At 68.9% G+C, this 25,380-nt stretch carries 24 protein-coding genes; 5 read left to right on the forward strand and 19 right to left on the reverse strand.

The genetic code is table 11. From position 1 onward, the window contains the following. From DMC61_RS36890 to DMC61_RS36965, 16 genes are all read right to left on the reverse strand, one after another. Positions 1–981: an ABC transporter permease gene (locus DMC61_RS36890; protein WP_125695154.1), complete on the reverse strand. Its 981-nt coding sequence runs from the start codon at positions 979–981 to the stop codon at positions 1–3. Continuing rightward, positions 981–2,579 (reverse strand): ABC transporter substrate-binding protein, encoded by a 1,599-nt coding sequence (locus DMC61_RS36895; protein ID WP_125695155.1) that lies wholly within the window; start codon positions 2,577–2,579, stop codon positions 981–983. The genes DMC61_RS36890 and DMC61_RS36895 overlap by 1 nt, the downstream gene beginning before the upstream one ends. Positions 2,580–2,589: 10 nt before the next feature. Continuing rightward, positions 2,590–3,492 (reverse strand): serine hydrolase, encoded by a 903-nt coding sequence (locus tag DMC61_RS36900; RefSeq protein WP_125695156.1) that lies wholly within the window; start codon positions 3,490–3,492, stop codon positions 2,590–2,592. Continuing rightward, positions 3,489–4,877, reverse strand: coding sequence for a serine hydrolase (locus DMC61_RS36905; protein ID WP_125695157.1), 1,389 nt, complete (start codon positions 4,875–4,877; stop codon positions 3,489–3,491). Before DMC61_RS36905 ends, DMC61_RS36900 begins: the two co-directional genes overlap by 4 nt. Positions 4,878–4,998: 121 nt before the next feature. Next, positions 4,999–5,910: a serine hydrolase gene (locus tag DMC61_RS36910; protein WP_125695158.1), complete on the reverse strand. Its 912-nt coding sequence runs from the start codon at positions 5,908–5,910 to the stop codon at positions 4,999–5,001. A 61-nt stretch (positions 5,911–5,971) separates the two neighbouring features. Beyond that, complete coding sequence (locus DMC61_RS36915) at positions 5,972–7,240, reverse strand: MFS transporter (protein WP_016334571.1); 1,269 nt, start codon at positions 7,238–7,240, stop codon at positions 5,972–5,974. Between the two features lie 140 nt (positions 7,241–7,380). Beyond that, complete coding sequence (locus DMC61_RS36920) at positions 7,381–9,051, reverse strand: CdaR family transcriptional regulator (RefSeq protein ID WP_125695159.1); 1,671 nt, start codon at positions 9,049–9,051, stop codon at positions 7,381–7,383. Between the two features lie 76 nt (positions 9,052–9,127). Continuing rightward, complete coding sequence (gene menC, locus DMC61_RS36925; protein ID WP_125695160.1) at positions 9,128–10,234, reverse strand: o-succinylbenzoate synthase; 1,107 nt, start codon at positions 10,232–10,234, stop codon at positions 9,128–9,130. Beyond that, positions 10,231–11,115, reverse strand: a complete 885-nt coding sequence (locus DMC61_RS36930) for a GNAT family N-acetyltransferase (protein ID WP_125695161.1) — start codon at positions 11,113–11,115, stop codon at positions 10,231–10,233. The genes menC and DMC61_RS36930 overlap by 4 nt, the downstream gene beginning before the upstream one ends. 31 nt (positions 11,116–11,146) lie before the next feature. Continuing rightward, positions 11,147–12,289: a M20 family metallopeptidase gene (locus DMC61_RS36935; RefSeq protein ID WP_125695162.1), complete on the reverse strand. Its 1,143-nt coding sequence runs from the start codon at positions 12,287–12,289 to the stop codon at positions 11,147–11,149. Beyond that, a complete protein-coding gene (locus tag DMC61_RS36940; protein ID WP_063272951.1) occupies positions 12,286–13,761 on the reverse strand; it encodes an amidohydrolase family protein in 1,476 nt (491 codons plus the stop codon). Before DMC61_RS36940 ends, DMC61_RS36935 begins: the two co-directional genes overlap by 4 nt. A 233-nt stretch (positions 13,762–13,994) precedes the next feature. Beyond that, positions 13,995–15,326 (reverse strand): GH1 family beta-glucosidase, encoded by a 1,332-nt coding sequence (locus DMC61_RS36945; protein ID WP_125695163.1) that lies wholly within the window; start codon positions 15,324–15,326, stop codon positions 13,995–13,997. A gap of 32 nt (positions 15,327–15,358) precedes the next feature. Then, entirely contained in the window at positions 15,359–16,198 is an 840-nt protein-coding gene (locus DMC61_RS36950) for a carbohydrate ABC transporter permease (protein WP_016334578.1), read from the reverse strand. Beyond that, complete coding sequence (locus tag DMC61_RS36955) at positions 16,191–17,147, reverse strand: carbohydrate ABC transporter permease (protein ID WP_125695164.1); 957 nt, start codon at positions 17,145–17,147, stop codon at positions 16,191–16,193. Before DMC61_RS36955 ends, DMC61_RS36950 begins: the two co-directional genes overlap by 8 nt. Further along, positions 17,147–18,460, reverse strand: coding sequence for a sugar ABC transporter substrate-binding protein (locus tag DMC61_RS36960; RefSeq protein WP_125695165.1), 1,314 nt, complete (start codon positions 18,458–18,460; stop codon positions 17,147–17,149). Before DMC61_RS36960 ends, DMC61_RS36955 begins: the two co-directional genes overlap by 1 nt. Positions 18,461–18,626: 166 nt before the next feature. Next, positions 18,627–19,283 carry a GntR family transcriptional regulator gene (locus DMC61_RS36965; protein WP_125695166.1) on the reverse strand — a complete coding sequence of 219 codons (657 nt, stop codon included), beginning with the start codon at positions 19,281–19,283 and terminating at the stop codon, positions 18,627–18,629. Between the two features lie 101 nt (positions 19,284–19,384). Between DMC61_RS36965 and DMC61_RS36970 the strand changes: the two genes are divergently transcribed. Beyond that, positions 19,385–19,816, forward strand: a complete 432-nt coding sequence (locus DMC61_RS36970; RefSeq protein WP_125695167.1) for a VOC family protein — start codon at positions 19,385–19,387, stop codon at positions 19,814–19,816. 479 nt (positions 19,817–20,295) lie between these two features. After that, positions 20,296–20,775: a cupin domain-containing protein gene (locus tag DMC61_RS36975; RefSeq protein WP_125695168.1), complete on the forward strand. Its 480-nt coding sequence runs from the start codon at positions 20,296–20,298 to the stop codon at positions 20,773–20,775. A 3-nt stretch (positions 20,776–20,778) separates the two neighbouring features. Here the strand turns inward: DMC61_RS36975 and DMC61_RS36980 are convergent, their stop codons facing one another. After that, a complete protein-coding gene (locus tag DMC61_RS36980; protein ID WP_063273496.1) occupies positions 20,779–21,186 on the reverse strand; it encodes a RidA family protein in 408 nt (135 codons plus the stop codon). Positions 21,187–21,281: 95 nt separating this feature from the next. Between DMC61_RS36980 and DMC61_RS36985 the strand changes: the two genes are divergently transcribed. Continuing rightward, complete coding sequence (locus tag DMC61_RS36985) at positions 21,282–21,665, forward strand: helix-turn-helix domain-containing protein (RefSeq protein WP_072026980.1); 384 nt, start codon at positions 21,282–21,284, stop codon at positions 21,663–21,665. Positions 21,666–21,745: 80 nt separating this feature from the next. Beyond that, the gene (locus tag DMC61_RS36990; protein WP_125695169.1) at positions 21,746–22,345 is read left to right on the forward strand and encodes a DUF6506 family protein; all 600 of its coding nucleotides are present in this window, start codon (positions 21,746–21,748) and stop codon (positions 22,343–22,345) included. On the opposite strand, the gene DMC61_RS36995 is transcribed toward DMC61_RS36990, so the two are convergent. Beyond that, positions 22,342–22,836, reverse strand: coding sequence for a MarR family winged helix-turn-helix transcriptional regulator (locus DMC61_RS36995; protein WP_125695170.1), 495 nt, complete (start codon positions 22,834–22,836; stop codon positions 22,342–22,344). The genes DMC61_RS36990 and DMC61_RS36995 overlap by 4 nt on opposite strands. Before the next feature lie 21 nt (positions 22,837–22,857). Further along, positions 22,858–23,631 carry a maleylpyruvate isomerase N-terminal domain-containing protein gene (locus DMC61_RS37000; RefSeq protein ID WP_125695221.1) on the reverse strand — a complete coding sequence of 258 codons (774 nt, stop codon included), beginning with the start codon at positions 23,629–23,631 and terminating at the stop codon, positions 22,858–22,860. 299 nt (positions 23,632–23,930) lie between these two features. Between DMC61_RS37000 and DMC61_RS37005 the strand changes: the two genes are divergently transcribed. Then, entirely contained in the window at positions 23,931–25,379 is a 1,449-nt protein-coding gene (locus DMC61_RS37005) for a DHA2 family efflux MFS transporter permease subunit (RefSeq protein WP_016334590.1), read from the forward strand. The last annotated feature ends 1 nt before the right edge of the window (position 25,380 follow it).

The following is a 25,380-nucleotide window of genomic DNA, read 5'->3' on the forward strand; positions in this document are numbered from 1 at the left end:
TCAGTTCTCCCGGATCGTCGAACGCGGGTCGAGGAGGGCCAGCAGCACGTCCACCGTCAGGTTCACCAGCAGGACCCCGATGCCGTAGACGAGCACGATCCCCTGCACCAGCGGATAGTCCTTCTGCAGGATCGACTGGGCGATGGTCGAACCGAGGCCCGGCCAGGCGAAGACGTTCTCCACCAGCACCGTCCCGGCGACCATCCCGGTCAGCATCAGCCCGCCCATGGTGAGCGTCGCTGTCAACGCGTTCGGCAGCGCGTGCCGCAGGTAGACCAGCCGCGCGGGCAGCCGCTTCGCCCGCGCTGTGCGGATGAAGTCGTTGCCCAGCACGGAAAGCGTCTCCACCCGGACGATGCGCGCGAGTACCGACGCCGGACCGAGCGCCAGCGCGATCACCGGGAGCACGAACGAGCTCGCGTCCGCGTTCCCGGCGACCGGGAACCAGCCCAGCTGGACGGAGAAGAACGCGACCAGCGCCACCGCGAGCAGGAACTCCGGGATGGCCGCGAGCAGCACGGTCGTCGAGGTGAACGCCAGCTCACCGCCCCGCCGTCGGCCGCCGCGGGTCAGCACGGCGAACAGCAGGCCCAGCGGGATCGCGATCGCGATGACCACCACGAAGGCGGGCAACGCCAGCTCGAGGGTGGCGGGCAGCCGGTCGCCGATCACCTCGGAGACCGGCTGCCCGCTCGTCATCGACGTCCCGAAGTCACCGGTGACCAGTCCGCCGAGATAGTGGACGTACTGCAGCCACAGCGGATCGTCGAGGCCGAGTGCCGCCCGCCGCGCGTTCACCAGTTCGACCGGCGCGGTCAGCCCGAGCGCCGCCCGGACTGGGTCGCCGGGGATCAGCTGGATCATCAAGAACGCCGTGGTGATCAGGACCCACAACGAGATCGCGAACCGGCCGAGGCGGCGCACGGCGAACGACAGCCACGGGCTGCCGCGCAATCCGGCCGGGGCGTGTGCGACGGCCATCAGCTGTACATCCGGATCGACGAGGGCTCGACCGAGCCGAAGATGACCTTGAACCGCGCGTTGCTGCCGAAGGTCGGGATGACCGAGTTGACGTAGGGCACGACGTCCAGTCGCTCGATGAGCGCCTGCTCCGCCGCGAGCCAGGTCGCGCAGCCCGACTCACCGGACATCTGCGCCGCCTGCGCGGCCTGCGACGTGTACTTCTCGTTCTCGATATGCGCGAAGTTCGTGCCCGCCGGGGGCTTCGGCCCCGAGACGAACGGGCCGACCTGGCTCGGCAGCAGCAGGGTCACCGGTGCCAGCGAGATGTCCCACTCACCGGTGTTGAACAGCACCTGGCTGGTCCCCGGGCTGTCGAGACCCTTGAGCGTCACGTCGGCGCCGACGGCCTTCCACGACTGCTGCATCAGCTCCGCGGCTGGTGCCATCGTCGGCCCGAGTTGCGTGCCGTAGATGGCGGTCAGCGCGAGCCGTTTGCCGTCCTTGACCCGCACCCCGTCCGATCCCGGCTTCCAGCCGGCCGCGTCGAGGGTCGATTTCGCGGCGGCGACGTCGAACGCGGGGAGCTTGCCCGCCACCGCGTCCCCGGCACAGGCCCTCGGTTCGGTGGTGACCATTCCCTGGCTGGGCGCCCCGGAGCCGCTGGTGAGCACCTTGCCGATCTGGGCGAGGTCGAGTGCCTGCACCAGCCCGCGGCGCACGGCCTGATCGCCGCCCGCACGGCCGGGTGCCTGGTTGAAGAACATCTCGCCCATCGGCACGACCTGCTCGCCGTGGAACAGCTTCTGGGCGCGCAGGCGCTGCTGGTCCTGGCCGGTGATCCGGGCGCCGTTGAGCTCACCGGACAGCAGCAGGTTCGCGGCGGTCGTCATGTTCTGGATGACCCGGAAGGTCACCTTCTCCGGCAGTCCGGGCTGCTCGCGCTGCCAGTCCCCCGGGCCCCACGCGTACTCCTTGCGCCGGGTGAGGGTGTAGTGGTCGTTCGGCACGATCTCGGTCATGGTGAACATGCCGGTGCCGTACTTGCCCTTGGCGAGTGCCTGCCGGTCGGTCACGCCCTTGCCGCACACGATCGGCAGGCCGCCGACGTTGCGCAGCAGGAACGCGTCCGGCGCACCGCTGGTGAGCGTGATCTTCCGCGCCGCGTCGTCGGCGGTCGCCTTGGTCCCCGGTGCCACGGTGAGCCCGGACATCGGCGACTTGTTGGCGGGATCGCCGACGAAGTTGATGTTGGCGGCAACGTCGCTCGCCGTCAGCGGAGTGCCGTCGTCGCAGGTGATCCCGTTCCGCAGGGTGAAGGAGGCCGTGGTCGTGGAGGCCTCCCACTTCTCGGCGAGGCCGGCGATCGGCTTGCCCGACTCGTCGAGGTTGATCAAGCTGTCGTAGAGGTAGCGCCCGATGTCGAGCGCGACCGAGAGCACGGTCATCGCCGGGTCGAGCGCCCCCGGATCGGTGCCGATCGCCATCGTGAAGGTCTTGCCCTCGGTCAATTTCTGGTTCGCGGTCCGGTCCTGCCCGGATTGCGACGTCCCCCCGCACGCGCTCACGGTCAAGGCCACCACGCTCGTGATCGCGGCGGTGAGCCGGGCTTTCTTCATGCGGTTTCTCCTACTGGGTCACGGTCTGCGCACGGAGGTGATCGACGGCGAGGCGAGCGGCCTCACCGATGGCGGAATCGACCGCGGGCAGGCGGTCGGCGAGGGATCCGGCGCGGGTGAACACCGCGACGGCGTAGCGGCGACCGTCCACATGGGTCACCACCCCCGCTTCGTTGCGGACGGCGGGCAGCGTCCCGGTCTTGGCCGCGATCGCGACGTCCGCGGGGAAACCGGACGAGATCCGGTGCGGCCAGATCTGCTGCGCCATGATCGTCCGCACGCGTTCGCAGGCGGCCGGGTCGCCCGCGCGGTCGGTCCAGATCGCGTCGAGCAACGCGGTGATCTCCCGCGGCGTCGACGACGTCGTGCGTTCCGGGTCGAGCACCGCGAGCTTCCACATCTGTTCTTCGGCCGCCGCGTCGAAGACGGCTTCCAGATCGTCGTCCGGTTTCGCGCCGAGATCGGCGATCACCGAGGCGAAGAGGTCTTCGCAACAGCCGATCAACCGCGTCCTGGCGAGGCCGAGGTCGGCGAGGACGCGGTCGACGGCCTCCTGCCCGACCCGGTGGTAGACGACGTCGGTCGCGGCGTTGTCGCTCATCGTCAGCATGAAATGCGCCAGATCGCGCCAGCTCATCTCGACGTCGTCCGCGCAGCCGGCGGTCCCGATCCCGCCGATCCGGTACCGCGCGGTGACGCGGGTCCGTTCGGTCTCGTCGATCCGCCCGGCGGCCACCTCACGGGCGAAGGCGACCGCCACCGGGATCTTGAACACGGACGCCAGCACGACCGGATCGTCCGCGCCGACATCGACTTCGGGGCCATCGGGGACGCCGATCTCGCGCGCGTGCACGAATCCGCGCGCCCCCGCCTTGGCGAAGACCGCCTCGATCTCGTCGGAGATCGTCGTCACCGGGTCACCCGGCGGTCGGCCCGTCCCGTGTGGACGAACAACGCGCGGCCGGTGCCGTCGTCACCGACGAACGCGTGCGGCATGTGCAGGCCGAGGCCATCGTGCTCGGCGACCAGGGTGTCGCCCTTGTAGCCCAGCAGCCTCGTCTTCTCCGGCGCCGAACCGAGGTCGGCGAACGTGCCCTTCATCGTGCGTTCCAGCCACAGGCCGCCCTCTTCGTCCTGCGTGACGACGATGTCCGCCACCTGCGACGAGTACTCGCCCACATAACGCGACGGGTCCGCCGGGGCCTCCGCGGCGTTCGGCTCCGGCAGCGCCGGGACCTCGACACCGGCGAGGTCGCCCAGCACCTTCCGGAAGACGTCCAGGTACAGGTGCAACGGTTTGCCGCCGTTGGTCAGCAGGGCCACCGCGACGTTGCTGCCCGGCACCACGCGCAGGAACGCGGACTGGCCGATGGTGCCGCCGTCGTGGCCGATCACCGGGCCGCCGTCCCAGTCGAAGATCATCCAGCCGAGGCCCCACGCCCCGCCCATCAGGCCGAGGTAGGGCAGTTCCACCTGGCGTTCCCACATGGCGCGGGCGGTTTCGGGCCGCAGGACCTGGGTGCCGTCGTCCGCGCGGCCTTCGTTGAGGTGCATGCGCACGAAGGTCAGCAGGTCGCGCGGGCGCATCGCCAGATGCGAACCCGCCGGCACGTTGGACCGCGTCAACGCCCAGGCGGGCGCGGCCACCGGCTCGTCGTCCGGCTTCGGCTGGAGGTGCCCGATCGCCGCGCGGTACCGGATCGCGTCATACGGTCCGGTAGCGGCGTGGGTCAGGCCGAGCGGCGTGAAGAGGTGGTCGCGAAGGCAGTCGTCGTAGGACTTGCCACGCAGGACTTCGACGATCCTGCCGAGCACGCAGTACCCGGCGTTGTTGTAGGAGAACATCTCCCCCGGCTGGAACAGCTGGGGCACGTCGGAGAGCGTCGCCACGAGCTTGGCGACGCAGTCGTCGCCCTGCCCGGTGTCGGTGAAGATGTCGCCCTCGAATCCGGAGGTGTGACAGGTCAGCTGCCGCACCGTGATCCGCGAGGCGGCTTCGTCGTCCGAGAGGCTGAACTCGGGAAGGTAGTCGCGGACCGGCTTGTCGAGGTCGAGCCTGCCTTCGTCGACGAGCTGCATCACCAGGGTGGTCGTCCACACCTTGGTGATCGACCCGATCTGGAATACGGAGTCCACTGTGGACTCGACGCCGGTGTTCTTGTTGAGCACGCCGGCCGCGTGGTCGATCACCTCGCCGTTCGAGAAGACCGCGATGGCGGCGCCGGGCACCTGATGCTCGGCCAGAAGGGCGGAAAAATTCTCCGCGAGCCAGGTATCGATTTCGGAAAGTTTCGACATGCGCACCTCTTGTCCGTGGAAAGGGTGGTCCGGCGGTTCCCGGAATGCTAGGCCGGTGACGGGCGTCACCGGTTCGTGCGGAACGACGAGAGCGGCGGGAAAATTCATCCGGGCGGACGAATCATTCGCGGTCGGCCTCGGGAAGCCTCAGCCATTCGACGGCCTGTGCCGCGGCGAACCCGATGAACGCGTCCCGCTCCGGCACCCGCGACCGCCCGTCGACGGCGTCGGTGAAAATCCCTACCGCGTAACGGCCGCCATCCGGGTACTCGACCACACCGACCTCGTTGCGCACCGACGGCAGCGTCCCGGTCTTGCCACTGACGCGGATCCCGTCGTCCGGGAACCCGGACCGCAGCCGGTGCGGCCACACCTGGAGTTCCATCCAGCGCCGGACGTCCGCGCACGCCGCCGGTGCGGCCGCCTCGTCGCGCCAGACGAGCCCGAGCAGCCGGGTGATCTCCTCCGCGGTCGTGGCGCAAGTGTGCTCCGGTTGCAGGGCGCGCAACGCGGTGATCCGCTCGATCGGCAGCTCCGACAGCAGTCTTTCGTCGTCCTCGTAGGAGATTCCGAGGTCGTCCCCGATGCCGCGCAGCACCTCTCCGCAGTCCTGCGAAACGGTGGTGTGCTCGAAACCGAGGTCGCGCAACGTCTTCTCGGTCGCTTCCTTACCGACGCGGTCGAGGATGAGGTCGGTGGCGACGTTGTCGCTGATCCCGATCATCAGGATCGCGAGGTCGTACCAGGACATCGTGATCTCGTGCCGGAAGGTGGCCAGGCCGTACGGGCTGGGCGTGGGATGCCCCGGCGGGACGGTGATCCGCTCGCCGAGGTCGAGCGCGCCCTCGGCCCCCTGCTTCGCCAGTTCCAGCGCGATCGGGACCTTGAAGACCGACGCCGTGACGACCGGGGCGTGTTCGTCGACGCCGATGTGCCGGGTGCCGTCGATTTCGGCCGCGTGCAGCCGGACGCGGACGCCGGCCTCCTTCGCGCGCTCGCTGATCGTTTCGGTGACTTCGGACGCGGTGGGCATGGGACTCCTTGTCTGCGTTGGGCTCGTGAGTGGCGTTTCGGGTTAGAACCCGAAACGCCACTCACGAGGCCGAGCGGGGACTCGCCGGGGAGAAGGTGAACTGCGCCGGGTTCTGCGGTACCCAGAACGCCATCACGGCGGTGAGGAAGGTCGTGCCGATGAGGAAACCGAACGCCGCGGTGTAGGAGAAGGCGTCGGCGAGCCAGCCCATGGCCACCGGCGCGACCGCGCCCGCCACCTGGCCGCCGAAGTTCATCACGCCCATGCCGATCCCGGTGACCGCCGTGGGCAGCACGCGCAGCGGCAGCCCGAAGACGGCCATCGTCGCCATGCCGAACACCGCGAGCGCGAGCGTCTCGTAGAGGGTGAACTCCGCCGTGGTCTCCGCGGACACCATCAGGATCAGCAGCACCACGGTCACCAGCGCGATCGAGCTGAGGTACCACCGGCCGTGGTCGTGGAAGTAGCGGTCGAACAGCCAGCCGCCGAGGATGGTGGTGCCGATGCTCACCAGCATCGGGATCGCCGCGAGCACACCGGTCTGGTTCAGCGTCAGGCCCCGCGCCTCGAGCAGGTAACTGGGCACCCAGGTGATCAGGCCGTAGTTCAACATGTTCGTGGCACAGAACAACAGCGTGAACTTCCAGACCACAAAGGACTTCAGGACCTGTTTGCGGGAGACCTCCGGGGTCTTCGCCTCGTCGCGCGGAAGGCTGCTCAGCCTTTCCGGCAGCGCCTTGGGAAGCAGCGTCCAGACGACCACGCCGATGATCGCGCCGACGCCGGCCATCCAGAAGAACGTGTGCCGCCAGCCGACCGCCATCAACAGCGGTCCGACGATCAACGGTGCGAGGCCGGCGCCGATGCCACCGGCGGACAGCATCACGCCGGTCACCGTCGCGCGGTTGCCGGGGGTGGTCCGTTCGGCGATCGCCTTGAACGAGGCGGCCGGGAAAAGTCCTTGGCACACACCGAAAAGGCCACGGACGACGAGCAGCATGCCGAAGGTGCCCGCCATCCCGGTCATCGCGGTGAACGCCGACCAGAGCAGCAGCGTGACCAGCATCGGCCCCCGCGAGCCGTATCGGTCGGCGAGGAAGCCCGCCGGGATCTGGCAGACCATGTACACCAGCGCGAACACGGTGACGAGCCAGCCCTGCTGGGTCTTGCTGAGCTCGAATTCGGCGCCGATCATCGGCAGCGCCATCCCGATCGAGAACCGGTCGATGTAGTCGACCGCCCAGGCGAACACCATCACCACCATCGTGATGAGCGCCGTCCGGTTGATCCGCCGTGCTGTCCAGGTGTCCTCGTTGACCACTGCCGTCATGGCGCCTCCGCGGAAACTTTTGGGAGAGAAGGAGAACGGCGCGAGCGTGGCGCCGATCACTCATTCTGAAACGCGGCCGTCGAGCGGAGTTCGTGCGATCACACGAACATCGGCCGTCGTTTCGGGCCGGGAGACCAACGTCAGTCTTCGGCGCCCGGCGGCCCGGTCCGCGCGTCACGGGGCAGCAGCCGCAACTGCAGCATCGCGGCGAACCGCTCCCCCGCGTCGTCGAGGTCGATCCCGCCGACCTCCGCGAGACGCCGCAGCCGGTAGCGGAAGGTGTTCGGATGGACGTACGCCGAGGCGGACGCGGCTCCGATGTCACCGAAGGCGTCGAGCCAGCATCGAAGGGTGTGCACCAGTTGTGACTGGTGCTGCGCGTCGTAGGCGAGCAACCGCGCGACAGGTCCTGTCGCGACGTCTCCCCTGGCCGCGGCGAGGTCGGCCAGATCGAGCATGAGCGCGTCGACGTGGACGTCGTCCGCGGTCGCGACGCGTTTGGCGCCGCCGTTGGTGAGCAGCACGCGCAACGCCCGGTCCGCGCCGTCGCGGGAGGCGTGCAGACCGGAGGCGTCGAGCGCGAGCGGCCCGATGCCGATCGCGGCCGCCGCCCGGCGTCCCGTGCGCTCCAAGAAGGTCGACGCGACCCGCACCGAACGCTCCTTACAGTCGGCGTGCCCGCCGGGCATCGGGAGGATTCCGTAGGCGACGTCGCCGACCAGCGCGACGGCCGAACGGGGCTGGACGGCGCTCAGGTGCATGGCCAGTGCGTCGGCGACCCGCTGGCGGTCCGCGACCAGCCTGAGGTCGTCCTCGGGATCGGGCGTGCCGAGCAGGCCCATGGCGAGCACGATCGACGGCTGGCCGAGCAGCCCGAGCCGAGCGATCGCTTCCGGCGCGCCGGCGCCGCCTTCGAGCGCCGTACTCACCAGGTCCGCGCGCAGCCGTCGTTCGACGTCGGCGCCGGCCCGCAGCCGGAGCATGTGCAGCGCGACGAGTTTGGCGGCGTCGATCAATGCCTGCGTCCGCTCTTCACTGAGCGGTTCCCGCACCGCGGCCCAGATCGACCCGAGCACCTCGTCGCCGGCCCGGACGGCGAGCGCCACCCGGGGAAGGACGATCTCGATGTCGTCGTACCGCTGCGGATCGACGTAGACCGGCGTTTGGTCGCGGTACAGCCGCTCGAAGACGCCGTCCTGTTCCAGGCCGCGGGTGAACCGCTCCGGCACCTGCCTGCCGAGAATGGTCTCGACGCGAGACGGGTCCGCCTCGTCCTGACGTCCGGAAAACGCGAGGACACGCGAGTTGCGGTCTTCGATGGTCACCGGCGCGTCCAGCAGCGCGGCGATCGCGTTGGCCAGCGCGAAGAGATCACCCGACGGCATTCCGCCGAGCGTCTGGGGCGAGACCTCGCCGACGTCCTCTTCGGCGAGCAAGGTCCGGAGCATCGCGGCGAGCTGCGCCCAGGACGCGCCGCGCGCGAGCCCGAGCAGGGCGACCCCGGACGAGTCCGCCGCACGCCGGAGTTCCGGCGCCGGGGTGACGGGAGACCGGACGACGAGCGCCGCCGCGCCTCGCGCACCCACGTCGTGCAAGAGACGGACGACTTCGTCCCGGTCCCGCACCCCGACGCCGAGCACGACGGCCCCGCCAGGGATTTCGGATTCGTCGTGCGGATCGTGGATGACCACCCCGCCCAGCTGCTTGCGGGTGGTCCGGCCGACCGCGACCGGCTCCAGGAGCACGTCCCCGAGGTCTTCGAGGACGCGTCCCAAGCTCGTATGCGGCTTGCTGGGCACCGGTGTCAGCACCCCCCGAAGTTAAACCCGGTCTCACCGAACCGACTGGTTCGATCCGACCAAATCTAACCCCGGATTTCGTGGTGCGCTACGAACCGATCCACGTTTTCTCCGTGGTGACCTCGTCCAGGAGTTCCGGAATCGGAGTCACGCCCAGCCCCGGTCCCGTCGGCACCGGCAGCTGCCCGGCGTCCAGCACGAACGGCTCGGTGATGTCCGTGCGGTAGAACCGCCCGGAGGCCGAGGTGTCCCCCGGCAGCGTGAAACCGGGCAGCGAGGCCAGCGCGACGTTGGCCGCGCGGCCGAGGCCGGTCTCGATCATCCCGCCGCACCACACCGCCACCCCGTGCGCCGCGCAGACGTCGTGCACCCGGCGTGCTTCGAGGTAGCCGCCGACGCGGCCCGGTTTGATGTTGACGATCTGGCACGCGCCCAGTTTGATCGCGTCTGCGGCGGCCTTGGCGGACACGATCGACTCGTCGAGGCAGATCGGTGTCCGGATCCGCTTGGCCAGTTCGGCGTGGCCGAGCACGTCCTCCTCTTCGAGCGGCTGCTCGATCAGCAGCAGATCGAAGGCGTCGAGCCTGGACAGCAGGGGCGCGTCGCCCAGGGTGTACGCGGTGTTCGCGTCCACCTGGAGCAGCACGTCGTCACCGAAGCGCTCACGCACCTGACGGACCGGCTCGACGTCCCAGCCGGGCTCGATCTTCAGTTTGATCCGGACATAGCCTTCGTCGAGGTAGCCGCCGACGACGTCGAGCAGCTGCGGGATCGAGTCCATGATCCCGACCGAGACCCCGCAGGCCACGGAATCGCGTGTGGACCCGAGCTCGGCCGCGAAGGACCGTTCGTGCGCGCGGAGTTCGGCGTCGAGGACCGCCATCTCCAGCGCCCCCTTCGCCATCCGGTGCCCTTTGAACTTCGCCAGCAACGGCGTCACCTTGTACGCGGTCACGTCCTCCGCGGCCAGCAGGGCGGGGATCAGATGGGTGCGCAGCACATGCTCGGCGGCGTCGTTGTACTCCGACGAATAGAGCGGCGCCTCCATCGCGACGCATTCGCCCCAGCCCTCGCCCGCCGGGGTCACCGCGCGGACGAGCAGCAGTTCCCGTTCCGACTGGCTTCCGAACGACGTCCGGAACGGGGCCACGAGCGGCATCCGGACCCGGCGCAGTTCCACACCGCTGAGTTTCACGACTGCTCCTTCGAGATCACGTACCAACCGGCACGATCGAAACCGGCGACTTCGGCGTTGTCCGCCATCAGTCCACCGAGGACTTCACGCAGGGCGGCGCGCCACGCGGTGCCGCGACCGGGGTCGGTGCGGCGCAACCGTTCGATGTCGGACGGGACGGCGACGAGCACGGTCGGCGCGTCGGCGGATCCGATACTCGGACCACCGTCGGCGTCGACCGAGAGTGCCTTCACCGCGCCGAGCGCCTCCGCGTCGATCAGGACGGGTTCACCGAAGGCCGCGGCACGGACCTCCGGGCTCTTCAGGTCCCACCCGACCATCAGCCGGTCGGTGTCACCCGAACCGTTGATGCTGTCCTCCATCGGACCGTAGAAGTCGGGCAGGTAGCCGATCGGGCGCGCGCCGAGTTTCCCCAGGTTGAAATAGGCGTTGCGGCGCACCAGCGGGTCGAACGTCCAGGTGATCACCGAGACGTCCTGCAGCAGTGCCCACCCGCGCTGGTGCAGTTTGAGCGCGTGCCCGATCCCGCGGCCGGCCCCCGCCTTGGCGACGCCGGCGATGTGACTGTGCAGGCTCGCCTTTCCGGGGTTCCCGAAGAACCCGAAACAGGCCCCCAGCAGTTCATCGTTCTCGAAGGCGCCCGCGACGTAGTTCCCGGCGCTGGACATCGCGCGGAGCAGTTCGGTGCTCACCGGCCGCGCGCCGGGTGCCGATTGCCAGATCGACTCGAACAGGCCGACCACCGCGGCCAGATCGGCGATTTCGGTGAGTTCGCGGATTTCGACGCCCGAAGCCGCGGCGGCGGCCCGCGCGGCGGCGACGGCTTCGTCGCGCACCTCCGCCGACGCGAGGCTTTCCGCGTTCGTCGCAAGATTCGTCACGGGACAATCCTTTCCCCGCACGACGGCCGAGTCACCGTCGTGCCGTACCAGATTCGCCCGCGCGATTCGTCGCACCGGACGGATCCCGTTTCGCGAGCACGTTCTCCACGAGCGCGGCCAGCAAAGCGGTGCGGCGCGGCAGTTCCGCGACGACGACGTGTTCGTGATCCGCGTGTGCCCCGCCCCCGACGGCGCCCAGACCGTCCAAGGTGGGAACGCCGATCCCCGCGGTGTAATTGCCGTCCGAGGCGCCACCGACCGACGCGGAGGTCAGGGTCCCGAGGCCGAGATCGACCGCCAGGTCCTGGGCGAGCGCGAACAACCCGGCGGACGAGGCCGCTTCGAGCGGCGGCCGGTTGATCCCGCCGGTCACCCGGACCTCGGCACCTTCCAGGACCGTGGGGAGTTCCCGCATGGCCCGGTCGACACGGAGTTGCTCGGCCTCGTCCCATACGCGGACGTCGACGGCCACACTCGCGGCGGCGGGCACGGTGTTGACCGTCGTTCCCGCCGAGACGACGGTCGGTGTCACGCTCGTCCCGGCCACGGGGTCGGCGAGCGCGGCGATGGCGAGGATCTGGTGGGAGATCTCGATTCCCGCGTTGATCCCCTTCTCCGGTTCGAGCCCGGCGTGCGCGGCACGGCCGGTGACCTCGACCCGGTAGTGGGAAACGCCTTTGCGACGGCATTTCAGCGCACCGCCGTCGGCCGAAGCCTCCAGCACGAACGCCGCGTCACAGCCCGCCGCGGTCTCCTCGATCAGCGCGCGGGACGAGGGCGAACCGAGCTCCTCGTCGCCGGTGACCAGAATGGACAGTCCGTCGCGATCGGGCACGGTCGCCGCGGCGTGCAGCGCCATCGCGACGCCAGCCTTCATGTCGAAGCAGCCGGGGCCGCGCAACACCCCGTCCCGCACCGAGAACGGATGCGTCTCCAGCGAACCGTGGGGCCACACCGTGTCGTGGTGACCGAGCAGCAGCACCCGAGCCGGGCCGTCACCGAATCGCCAGCGGAGATGGGTGACGCCGTCCACCAGGATCCGCTCGGGCTCCACACCGAGCAGCCTCAGGCCGACCTCGGCCACCACCTCGGCGCTGCGGGCCACCGCCTCGTGGTCCGACGACGGCGACTCGCAGCGTACGAGCGTCTCGATGTCGGCTAGCAAATCGCTCATCGAGGCTCACCCCGCAACGGCTTGCCGGGGAACGCGTCCGTGCGCAGATTCCCGTCGGTGACGACCGGGACCCCCGAAACGAACAGGTGCCGCACACCGACGGAAGGCCTGGTCGGGTCGAAGTAGGTCGCCGCGTCGGTGATGGCTTCCGGGTCGAGGACGACGATGTCGGCGTCGGCTCCGACGTTCAGCCGTCCCTTCGCCACCGCACCGGGAGCGACCTCGTCGAGTACGCGCGCCGGCAGGTAGGAGCAGCGCCGGAACGCCTCCAGCCACGTCCACGCCTTGCTCTCCCGCACCATCAGCCGCAACGTCTTGCTGTACGTCCCGGACGTGCGCGGATGCGTCGCCCCGCCGGGCGGCAACGGCCATTCGGTGCTCTCGCTGGTGCCGTTCTTCCAGTACACGGGCAGCGCGTCGCTCGCGACGATGGCGTCCGGGAACGCGAGCGCCTGGTGCAGCAGGCCGAGGTCGTGCGGGCTGCTTTCGTCGAGGAACTCCAGGATGCACGGCGCGCCGGGATCCTCGGCACGCACCTGGAGCAGGCGGCCTTCGTCGGCGATCCGCTCGCCCGACTCCAGCATGATCACGCTGGACGGCGACAGGCCCTTCATCTTCAGGCGTTCGGGTGAGAGGAACGCCGCGCCGATCCCCGTGCTGCCCGCCCCGTAGGGATAGGCCTCGACGGTCACCCGCGATCCGGCTGCGCGGCCTGCTTCGAGTGCCGCGAGCACGCGCTCGATCTGGTGGCCGGAAGTGCTGTTCACGTGGCAGTGGTGCATCGCGGCGCCGGTCTCGGCCGCGACGATCGCGATCTCCGCCGAGCCGTCGATGGGCGTCGCCGGATTCACCTCGACGAGTTCACGGACGTGCGTGTAGGTCGGTGCCCCGGCCTCCTTGGCCAGCCGGGCCAGCGCGAGGAACTCCCCTGGGTCGGTGTCGGGCGCGTAGCCGAGGAGCACCCCGACGCCGAGCGCGCCCGCGGCCAGCTCACCGTCCACAAGGGACAACCAGGCGGCGAGCTCCTTCGGTGACGAAGTCCTTTGCCAGACAGGGTTTCCAAGTACCGCCAATCCGCTGTCGATGTTCGCGTCCGGTTCGATCCCGGCGAGCACCTGCGCCCGCGCGGCGCCCCAGGACGCGGAGAACCCGTAGTGCAGCGGCCGTCCCGCCGCGGCCGCCTCGGCGTAGGCCCGCTCGATCGGCATCAAGCCGGCTTCGAGGTCGAGTGCGGTCGTCACCCCGTCCATCGCCTGAAGCCGCTGGCCCGCGATGGTGTGCACGTGGCTGTGCAGGTCGATGAAGCCCGGCCCGACGACGAGCCCGCGGACGTCGATCTCCACGTCGCCCGGCTCCGCGGTCAAACCCTCCCCGACGGCGGTGACCACCCCGTCGGATACCAGCACGTCGGCCGTACCGTCGAAGCCCGTCGCCGGATCGACGACACGACCGCCACGCAAGAGTGTCCGCATACTTCGCCTCCTAGGATCGCCTCGTTATGGCGACCCTAGGAGGTTTCCGCGGGCGTCCGTTCGTACCGCGCGACGAATCCGGGCCCCTCGGTCCATCCGCCCGTACGAACCGCTTGCCGGCTCAGCCGCGACGGGAGGCCATGCCGCGAACCCGGCCAGGTCGGTTGTCATGAAAGGGTCGTTCAGGACGAAATATGTCCTGAACGACCCTTTCATGACATACCGAAACCCCCTCAGCGTTTCCGGTGTGCCGCGATGATCTCCGCGTACCGGTGCCCGCTCGCCTTCACCGTGCGGACCTGCGTGTCGTAATCGACCCGTACGAGCCCGAATCGCTTACTCAGCCCGCTGTCCCATTCGAAGTTGTCGAGCAGCGACCAGGCGAAGTAACCCTTCACCGGCGCCCCCGCTTCAGCGGCTCCGGCCACCGCGCCCAGATGTTCCTCCAGGTAGGCGATGCGGTCGGCGTCGTGGATCGAACCGTCTTCGGCGACCTTGTCGTCGAAGGCCGCCCCGCTCTCGGTGACGTAGATGGCGCGGGCGCCGTACTCGTTGGCGAGCCGGTGGATCAGGTCCGCGAGCCCCTGCCCGTGGATCTCCCAGCCCATCGCCGTGGTCGCCGCGCCCTCGACCGGCACCTGCCGGGCGCGCGGCGCGGGGCCCTCCGGGTCGTCCTCGACGATTTGCCGGAAGTAGTAGTTCAGCCCGTGGAAGCCGACCGGGGCCGAGATCACCTCCAGGTCGTTCCCGACGACAGGCGGTTCGACGCCGTAGACCTCGATCATGTCCGCCGGGTAGCCGCGGCCGTTCGACGGATCGAGCCACCAGCGGTTGACGTGTCCGTCCATCCGTTTCGCCGCTTCGACGTCCGCCACCGAATCCGACGCGGGCTCGATCCCGCTGAGGTTGACCACGAGGCCGATGTTCGCGGACCGCGCGGCGTTGGCGGTGATCGCCTGCACGCCGAGGCCGTGCGCGAGCAGGAGGTGGTGCGACGCGTCGATGGCCTGCTTGAGGTCTTTGACGCCAGGTGCGAACCGGCCTTCGAGGTAGCCGAGCCACGCCGAGCACAGGGGTTCGTTGACGGTGTTCCAGTCCGCGACCCGATCTCCCAGCCGAGCCGCGACGACGGCGGCGTAATCGGCGTACGCATAGGCCGTGTCGCGCTCGGGCCAGCCGCCCTTCAGCGCCGATGGCAGGTCCCAATGGAACAACGTGGCGAACGGCCGGATCCCGGCTTCGAGCAACGCGTCGACGAGCCGGTCGTAGAAGTCGAGGCCCGCCGCGTTGACCGCGCCGCGGCCGGCCGGGATCACCCGCGGCCACGCGATGGAGAAACGGTAGGCGTCCAGGCCGAGCCGCTTCATGATGGCGAGATCCTCCGGCCAGCGCCGGTAGTGGTCGCACGCGACGTCGGCGGTGTCGCCGTTCAGGACGGCACCCGGGACCCGGACGAAGTCGTCCCAGATGGACGGGAGGCGGCCGTCGGCGTCGACGGCGCCTTCCACCTGGTACGCGGCGGTGGCCGCACCCCACAGGAAATCGGCGGGCAGGTGCAGATTCAAGGCGGACCTCTCTGTACGGAGCGACGGGCGGGTCATTTCACGGCACCGGCGGTGAGCCCGGCGACGAGATAACGCTGGAGCAGCAGGAATCCGGCGACGACCGGGACGGAGACGATCAGGGACGCGGCCATGACCTGGTTCCAGTACACCTGGACCTGGGTGGAGTACTCCTGGAGCCCGACGGCGAGGGTCCGCGTGCCCGAATCGGTCATCACCGACGCGAACAGGACCTCGCCCCAGGCCGTCATGAACGAGTAGATCCCCACCGCGACGATGCCCGGCATGGCCGCCGGGACGACCACCCGGATCAGCGCGCCGAACGGCCCGGTGCCGTCGACCATCGCGGCCTCGTCGAGTTCCTTGGGGATCGAGTCGATGTAGCCGGCCAGCATCCAGATGGCGAACGGCAGCGAGAAGGTCAGATACGTGATGATCAGCCCGAGCCGGGAGCCGTAGAGGACGATGCCGGTGGTGTTCCCGATGTTGACGAAGATGAGGAACAGCGGCAGCAGGAACAGGATGCCGGGGAACATCTGCGTGGACAGCACGGTCATCTTGAAGAAGTTCTTGCCACGGAAGCGGAACCTGCTCAGGGCGTACGCCGCGAAGATCGCGATCACCACCGAGAGGATCGCCGCCGAACCGGAGATGACCAGGCTGTTCACGAAGTAGTCGGCGAGCGGGATGGTCTCCCAGATGTCGAAGAACGGCTGGATGGTCAGCGTCGTCGGGATCCATTCCCAGGTACCCTGCACATCCCCGAGCGGCTTCAGCGACGACGAAACCATCGCGTACAGCGGAATCAGGGTGAACAGGGCGAGGAAGCCGAGGACGAATCGGCGGGCCCACGGGACCCAGCGAGGCTCAGACAACGGCGTTCCTCCGGCGCGCGGTCAGTCCCAAGTAGACGGTGCTGACGATCAACAGGAACAGCAGCAACAGCACCGACATCGCCGAACCGAGGCCGAAGTTCCAGGTCACGAAGGAGCTCTGGTAGATGTGGATCGAGATCAGCGACGCCTCCTTCGGCGCGGAAGCTCCGAAAAGGACATACGGCGTGTTGAAGTCGTTGAACGTCCACAAGAACAGCACCAGCAGCAGAACCTGGTTGACCGGGCGCAGCATCGGCTGGGTGATCGCCTGGAACTGGCGCCACCAGCCCGCGCCGTCGATGGCGGCCGCTTCGTACAGTTCGCCGGGGATGTTCTGCAGCCCGGCCATCACGATCAGGAACGCGAACGGCCAGTTGCGCCACACCGAGACGACCACCAGCGACCAGAAGCTGTTGTCCCCGATGAGCCAGAAGGAATCGGTGCCCAGCAGGTCGTTCACCAGGCCGGTGTCCTTCTGAAACATGAACGACCAGGTGATCACCGCGGCGTACATCGGCAGCGCGTACGGCACCAGGAACAGCGTCCGGAGCAGGCCGCGGCCGCGGAAGTTCTTCTGCATCAGCACGGCGGCCGACGTTCCGAACAGCCAGCAGAATCCGACCGAGAGGACGGTGTAGAGGACGGTGATCCAGAACGAGCCGAGCAGCGACTTCCCCGCCGCGGCGTCGAAGTCCAGCACGAACTTGTAGTTGTCCAGCCCGGCCGCCGGGGCGGACGAGAAGTCCCGGATGTAGAACTGCGTGAGCTTGAAGAAGCTCATCACGAGCCCGGCGACCATCGGGATCAGGTGGACGAGCAGTTCGAGCAGGATCGCGGGCAGCAGGAGCAGATACGGCAGCGCGACCCGGCGCCGGCCACGCCGGGCACGCCTCGGCTTGGGCGCCCCGGCCGCCTTCACGGCCGGGGCGTCGTCGAGCGCGGTCGGCATCAACCACCGGCCGCGATCTGCTGGTCCGCCTGGTTCAGCTGGTCCCGGATCTTGGCCCCGTCGACCGGCTTGCCCGCCGCGACGTCGGCGAACATGCCCTTCATCGCGGTGCCGATCAGGGTCTCGAACTGCGATTCCTGCGGGACCTGCGGCATCGGCTCGGCCGAATTCGCGAGCACGTTCTGGAACACCTTGACGTCCTCGGTCTGGAACGCCGCGTCGCTGTAGGCGTCCTGGACGGTCGGCAGCGATCCGTAGGTCTTGTTGAGCAGCGCCTGCTCCGGTGCCGAGACCATGAACTTGACGAAGTCCAAGGCGGCGTCGGGATTCTTGGTGTTCTTGAAGACCGACATGTTGATGCCCGCGACGAAACTGGTCACCTTCCGCCCGTTCGGCGGCGCGGTGGCGGGCAGCGGGATCGGCGCGACGCCGAGGTTCGCCATGTCCATCCCGATGTTCTTGAACGACCCCGCGGAAGCCTGGTTCATGAACATCGCGGCCTTGCCGTCCGACAGGTCCTTCAGCGATTTGGCGGTGTCGGCGTATTCGGCGTTGGCCGGGTTGACGATCTTGTCCTTCTGCATCAGGTCGACGAACTGCTGCACGGCCGCGACCGACGGATCCGACGCGAGTTGCGGTTTGCCCTCGGCGGTGAAGAACTGCGCGCCGTGCTGGGCGCCGAGGATCGCGGCGTGGTGGCTGTTCTCCGTGACCTGGCCCGCTTGGATCGAGAGCCCCCACTGGCCCTTGTCGGGTTTGGTGAGCTTCTTGCCGTCTTCGACGAGCTCTTCCCAGGTGGCGGGCGGTTTGGTGATGCCGGCCTCGGCGAAGAGTTTCTTGTTGTAGTACAGGCCGTACGCCTGGCCGTAGAGCGGTACGCCGACCGGCGGCTGTCCGCTCGCCCCGGTGGCCGCCAGCGACGGGCCGAGGAACCGCGACTTCCCGCCGACCTTCTCCAGCGCGGCGTCGTCGAACGGCAGGAACGCCCCGGTCGCCTGCAACGAGGCCGACCACGTGTTGCCGATGTTGAGCACGTCCGGGCCCTTGCCGGAGGTGGTGGCCGCGAGGATCCGGTTGAGCAGATCCGTCCACGGGACGACTTCGAGCTTGACCTTGATCCCGGAGGCCTTCTCGAACTTGTCCAGTTCGGGCTGCAGGACGGCCTTGTCGTTGTCGAGACTGGTGCCCTGGTTGGACGCCCAGTACACGAGCTCCTGGGGAGCACTGGACGCCGTGTCGCCGCCGCCGCACGCCGTCGTGGCGGCGGCCGCCAGCGCCAGGACGAGCGCGGGAGCGATCTTTCCGATTCGCATCGATGGTCCTCGGGGTGAGTGGCCAAGCCGCGTCCGGAGCCTGTGACCCGGGACACGCCTTATTTCAGGGCTTGAGTTAAGCCGTGGCCCACCTTGCCGTCAAGACCCAGGGCACCATTTCGTCCGCCTCGGCACCGTATCGTTCACCAGGGGGTTCCGCCCAGGGTCACTTCCCGGTCAGCACGTCGAGCGCCTGCCCCCTGTGGACGGCGAACAGTTCGAGCGCCTTCTCCCCATCGCGGGCACGAAGCGCGGACGCGAGCCGCCGATGCTCGGCCGGGATGTTCGCGAGATAGCCGTCGGAGCTCACGCCGATCCGGGTCAGCAGGAACAGGTACACCTGGGACCGGATCGCCTGCCACGCCTCGACGAGCCGCCGATGCCCGGAGGCGGCATAGACCGCGTCGTGGAAGTCGATGTCGCAGCGGACCATCTCGTGTTCGTCGCGGGCCCGGTCCATCCGGTCGACGACCTCGTCGATCGCGGCCAGCTCAACCTCGGGAGCGTTCGCGACCACGAGCCGGACGGCGAGCTGTTCCAGCGCCGAGCGCAGGCTGTCGAGCTCCGCGACGTCCACATCGGACAGCGTCGTGACGATCGCGCCGCGATGCCATTCGCTGCGGACCAGGCCTTCGCGCTCCAGTTTCAGCAGCGCCTCGCGCACCGGACCCCGGCTGACCCCGAGCGCCTCCGAAAGCTCGACCTCGCGCAGCTGCGCACCGGGCGGATAGGCGCCGCCGAAGATGGCGTCCCTGACCCTGTCCGCGACCTCGTCCGCCAGCCCGCGACGACGCGCCGGCACCACCCTGCCGGGTTCGCTCATCCTCATCCTTCCGCCGGAACGCCCGATCGTAGCGACCCCGCACTTTGTCCTAATGTTAACATTGCGACAAGTGCTCGCCCCGCCGGAAAGGATCCTTCGGAATGACCGTCCTCGACTCCCCCATCCCGCGCTTCCACCTCGCCATGCCCGTCGACGATCTGTCCGCCGCGCGGATCTTCTACGGCGAAGTCCTCGGCCTCGAACAGGGCCGCAGCTCCGACACGTGGATCGACTGGAACCTCCACGGCCACCAGTTCGTCACGCATCTCGCCCCGGAGCGGCCACAGCGGATCCACAACCCCGTCGACGGCCACGACGTGCCCGTCCCCCACTTCGGCCTGATCCTCACCGTCCCGGAGTTCCGGAAGCTCGCGGATCGGCTACGCGCCGCGGACACCTCGTTCGTCATCGAGCCCTATGTCCGCTTCGAAGGCCAGACCGGTGAGCAGTGGACGATGTTCCTGCTGGACCCGGCGGGCAACGCGCTGGAGTTCAAGGCTTTCGCCGACGACTCGCAGGTCTTCGCCGCCTGACCGATGGGCGCACCAAGTACCTGAAGGCCCCCTTCACTCGGCTCAGCCGAGGGAAGGAGTCCTTCACGCGCAGCCGTTGCGAGAGAGGCATATGAGGCGACCAGCAAGTCCGCGAAGGCCTCCCTTGCCTCCCCTGAAGGTAGCGAAGCGCAGAACCGTCCACCGTCCGTCCATAAGGACAATCCCTTGGGTGGAATGTCTGGCTGACGCCGGTTTGGGCGGTTTTGTTGCTGATGCGCGTGGACTGAAGGCTCCCTTCGCCGCATCCGATGCGGCGAAGGGAGCCTTCAGCCCACGACGGATACGGGGGTCGTGAGCGGCGGCGGCTTGATCGCATGCCAGGCCCACCAGAGCTCCACATCGATAACGTACACGTTATCGATCGGTCCGGCTTTCCGCGTTGATCGACCCCTGCGCCCAAGAGAAGCTGGTCCTGTCAGCGAGCCTGCTGAAACACGAAGAACCAAGGAGACGCCATCATGTTCGACCCCATCCTCCTCCGGGCCGCCGACGCCGAGATCGTCAGCGACGCGCCGGGCAGCGAGATCACGCTGCTGGCCGATTCGGACACCACCGACGGGGGCTTCACCGCGAACCGCGCGACCCTGAAGGACGGCGTCTTCGGCACCCCGGCCCACTTCCACACCCGCGCGACCGAGTTCTTCTTCGTGCTCGAAGGAAAGCTCCAGGTCCTCGTCGAGGAAACCCTGCACACCCTGGAGAAGGGCGACTTCCTCGCCGTGCCGCCCAAGGTGCCGCACGCGTTCGGGCCCGCCGCCGGGTCGGACGCCGACGTTCTGGTCACCTTCACGCCGGGCATGGCCCGCTTCGATTACTACCGGCTCCTCGACCGGGTCGCGCGCGGCGAAGCGGACCCCGCGGAGATCGCCGCGTCCTCGAAGCAGTACGACAACCACTACGTCGACAGCCCGGTCTGGCGCGCCGCGCGCGGTCAGTGAACTTCAGTCGATGACCGCGGTCGCCTCGATCTCGACGAGGTGTTCGGGCACATCGAGTGCCGCGACACCGATCAGCGTTCCCGGCGGGACCGGGGTGCCGCCCAGTTTCGCGGCGGCCCGGTCCACGCCTTCGAGGAACAGCGCGAGTTTGTCCGGCGTCCAGTCGACGACGTAGACGGTCATCTTCGCGACGTCGTCGAAGGTGGCGCCGGCCCCGGCGAGCGCGGCGCCGATGTTCAGGTAGCACTGCTCGACCTGGGCGGCGAGGTCGCCTTCGCCGACAAGGGCGCCGTCGGCGTCCCAGGAGACCTGCCCCGCGATGAAGACCAGCTTCGACCCGGTCGCGATCGACACCTGCCGATAGGCGGGGATCTCCGGCAGTCCCGCGGGATTCACCAGGGTGATGCTCATCCGTACTCCTCATAGGTCACTTGTGGTTACCCAGGAACTGTAGGAGAGTGTGCGACGACCTGGAAGAACGCACTTTTTCGTGACTGGGGAACCTGATGGTGACCAAGCAGCTCGACGGTTCGGACGACGCCGATCTCCTGCGGGCGGACTCACTGGCGCGCGAGATCTTCTCCGACGTCGCCAACAAGTGGGCGCTCCTGATCATCGAAACGGTCGGCGACCGCACCCGGCGGTTCACCGAACTGCGCGACGACATCGAGGGCATCAGCCACAAGATGCTCACCCAGAACCTCCGCATGCTGGAGCGCAACGGCCTCCTCGAGCGGACGGTGCATCCGACGGTGCCGCCGCGCGTCGACTACACCCTCACCGAGGCCGGCCACGGCCTGCGCGCGACGGTCGACGGGATGTGCGACTGGACCCACCGGTTCCTCGGCCACATCGAGAACTCACGACGCCGGTTCGACGCCCCCGCCTGAGATTTCCGGAATACGTGGCGGGCCCACCCGGTTAACCTTGGCGTCAAGTAGTTCAATGCCAAGCTAACTGGGTGGGTGCGATGAGCGAGAACATCGATCTGTTCCTCTTTCTCGAACCGGGTTCCGACCCCGAGACCGACCGGGTGGTGCAGGACCTCGGCGACGCGGAGGCCCTGCTCGTCTGGGTTCCCGACGGCGCCGCTGCCGCGAAGGTCGCGTCCGAGGCCGTGGCCGACGGCGCCCGGCTCATGGAGCTGTACCGCGGTTTCGATCTCGCCTCGGCGGCTCAGGTCATCGAGGCCGTCGACGGCCGGGCGGCGGTCGGTGTGGCGGGGTACGGCGTGCCGGCCGCCCGGCCGGTCCGCGATTCCGCCACCGTCTTCGTCGGGCATCCGAGCGCCGATCCGGCGAAGCATCGCCTGGTCCGCGAGCACGCGAGCGGCGGCAGGACGACGGTGGTCTCGGTGCCGGACTCCCCCGCCGCGGTCCGGATCGCCCGAGAACTGGCCGACGCCGGGACCGGGGCGATCGAGATCTGCGGCGGCACCTCGCTGACCATCGCGCGTGACGTCGCGGCGGCGGTCGGCGACCGGGTGCCGGTGAGCCTGGTCGCCTGGCCGGTCGACTCGATCGAGCGCGCGGCCGCGTACAAGGCCGAGTTCGAGGCGGAGAACGCTTAGCCCGTTTCGGCGTGCAGGAGGAGCTTCTTCAGCAAGGCCGCCAGCGTCCGCCGTTGCGCCGGGCTGAGCGGCGACAGGATGTCTTCGTCGGCGACGAGGACGGCGGCCAGCGCCTTCGCCGCGAGCTCGGTCCCGGCCTTGGTGAGCCGGATCCGGACCGCGCGGCGATCTTCGGGATCGGAGTGGCGCTTCACCAGGCCACTCCGCTCCAGCCGGTCGAGCCGCGCGGTCATCGCGCCCGAGGTGATCAGCGCGGTCTCCGCCAGGTCCCGCGGATGCGTCCCTCCGGGGTCGTCGCGGCGCCGGAGGGTGTTCAGGACGTCGAAGTCGGCATAGCTGAGACCGAACGGCCGAAGCGCCTCGACGACGGCCGACTGGCCGTGCCCGGCGGTGCGGAACAACCGGCCGACCACCTGCAGGGCGCTGACGTCGAGCGCGCCGTCGCTGGCGGCCCACTCGTCGACCATGCGGTCGATGGAATCCTTCGGCACCGCGAAAGCGTAGCCGTGCCCTCAGGGCAGACGCACGACACGCAGGAAGGCGGGCAACAGCCACGGCCGCGGGCCGCTGACGACGACCTTGCCCGTCAGCGCGGAACGCACCTTGCCGACCCGGTGGAACAGCATCAGGTTCAGCGACGGCGGATCGAACGAGATCCGCACGTCGACCGGGCCGCCGGGCTCCTCGACCGTCACCCGTCCCCGATGCAGCACCAGCACGACCGGGGACGTGTACGCCGACCGGAACGCCACGGCGATCCTCCGCTCCCGGGGCGGCGCGTCGGTGTCGAGGAGATGCCCGACGTCATGGTTCAGCACACCGACCAGGAAGAGATCGAAGAACAACGCCGCGTCACCGGGCGGAATCGTCCAGGGCAGTTTCAGCGCCCTGGCGATGTCCCAGCCGTGGATCTGCAGTTCGTTGACCAGATGGGCGAGCACACCGGCGAGCGGCACCTTCGAGCCGCCGAGCCAGTCCAGCGGCATCGCCGGATCGGCGTCCTCGGTCACGCGCAGTACTTCTTCGATGTCCGCGAGCAATCCGGTCACCAGCACGCCGAGGTCGCGTTCGGGAAAGTCCCGCAGCACCAAGCCGTTCAAGACGGAAACCGTGTCCACAGTGGTCTTTTCGACCTGGCTCTGCCCGCGGGCGTCCAGCACCGGGGCGCCGTCCGGGCGTGCCAGCGACGTGTACATCTTCGCGATCATCGCGACGTGGGCGACCGTTTCGGCCACCGTCCACTCCGCGGTGACCATCGCGGACGGATCCGGGACGCGTCCCACCATTTCCGCGAATCGCGCGCCCGTCACCCGATAGGCTCGCCGCACCGAACGCCATCGATCCGCCGTGATCGCTCTGGTCACGGGCCGATTTTACCGTGCTGCCACCGGAAATCCGTTCCTCCGGCGTGCGGTCCGGACGCGCCCGAAAGGGCAGTGACCGTACTCACTACGGAAATTCACGTGACAGGCACCGACCGGCACAGGCAGACTGAAGGACGAATTCACCCTCGCCTTCGCTGTCACCGTTGCCGTCGTCGAAGGCGGCCCACGCGGACCCGCGCCCTTCCAGGAGCCCTTCACTGATGACCGAGACCCTGCCCGAAACCACCCACGACCAGGAACGGGCACCGGCCAAAGCCGGGCTCCTGATCGGAGTCCTGGTCCTGTCCGCGTTCGTGATGATCCTCAACGAGACCATCCTGAGCGTCGCGCTGCGTGACCTGACCGTCGACCTGAAGGTCCCGACCACCACCGTCCAGTGGCTGACCAGCGGCTTCCTGCTGACCATGGCGGTCGTCATCCCGACCACCGGGTTCCTGCTCGAACGGTTCACCCCGCGCCAGGTCTTCCTCGCCTCGCTGACCCTGTTCAGCACCGGCACCCTGGTCAGCGCGCTCGCCCCGGGCTTCGCCCTCCTGCTGACCGGCCGGGTCATCCAGGCCTGCGGTACCGCGGTGATGCTGCCGCTGCTGATGACCACGGTGATGCGCCTGGTCCCGGTCGAGAAACGCGGCGCCACGATGGGCACGATCACCATCGTCATCGCGGTCGCCCCGGCGATCGGCCCGACCATCGGCGGTGCCGTGCTCTCCTCGCTCGGCTGGCGCTGGATGTTCTGGATCGTGCTGCCGCTCGCGATCGCCGCCCTGGTGGTCGGCATGCTGCAGCTGCGGCTGGAGAGCGACACCCGCAAGGTTCCCCTGGACGTGCTGTCGGTGATCCTGTCCGCCGTCGGTTTCGGTGGCGTGCTGTACGGCCTGTCCGTGTCCGGCGAGTCCGCCGGCGGGCATCAGCCGGTGCCGCCGTGGGTCCCGATCGTCATCGGCGCCGCGGCACTCGCGGTGTTCACCTGGCGCCAGTTGCGCCTGCAGAAGGAAGATCGCGCGCTGCTGGACCTGCGCCCGTTCACCCACCGCAGCTTCGTCGTCTCGCTGGTCCTGACGGCGCTGCTGTTCATGTGCCTGCTCGGCGCCGCGGCGATCCTGCTGCCGCTGTACCTGCAGACCGTCCTGCGCACCAGCACGTTCGTCAGCGGGCTCGCGGTGCTTCCCGGCGGTCTGGTCCTCGGGCTGCTCGGGCGTCCGGTCGGCGCGCTGTACGACCGCTTCGGCCCCCGGCCCTTGGTCATCCCCGGTGCCGCCGCGATGGCGGTCTCGCTGTGGCTGTTCGCGCTGCTGGGCCCGGAGTCGCCGCTGATCGCGGCCATCGCCATCCACGTCCTCCTGATGGGCGGGCTCGGCTTGATGATGACGCCGCTGATGACCGAGTCGCTGGGGTCGCTGCCCGAGCACCTCTATTCACACGGCAGCGCGATCCTCGCCACCTTGCAGCAGCTCGCCGGCGCGCTCGGCACCGCCGTGTTCATCGCGGTGGCCACGGCGAGCACGGCCACGGCCGGGGCGGCCAGCCCCGACTCGGCGGGTATCCGCACCACGTTCATGGTCGCCGGTTGTGTCGGGCTGGCCGCGTTCGTCGGTTCGCTGTTCGTCAAGAAGAGTGCCGGCGGCGCCTCGGTGGCCGCTCACCACTGAT

This window comes from Amycolatopsis sp. WAC 04169 (genome assembly GCF_003947535.1).
GTDB lineage: Bacteria > Actinomycetota > Actinomycetes > Mycobacteriales > Pseudonocardiaceae > Amycolatopsis > Amycolatopsis keratiniphila.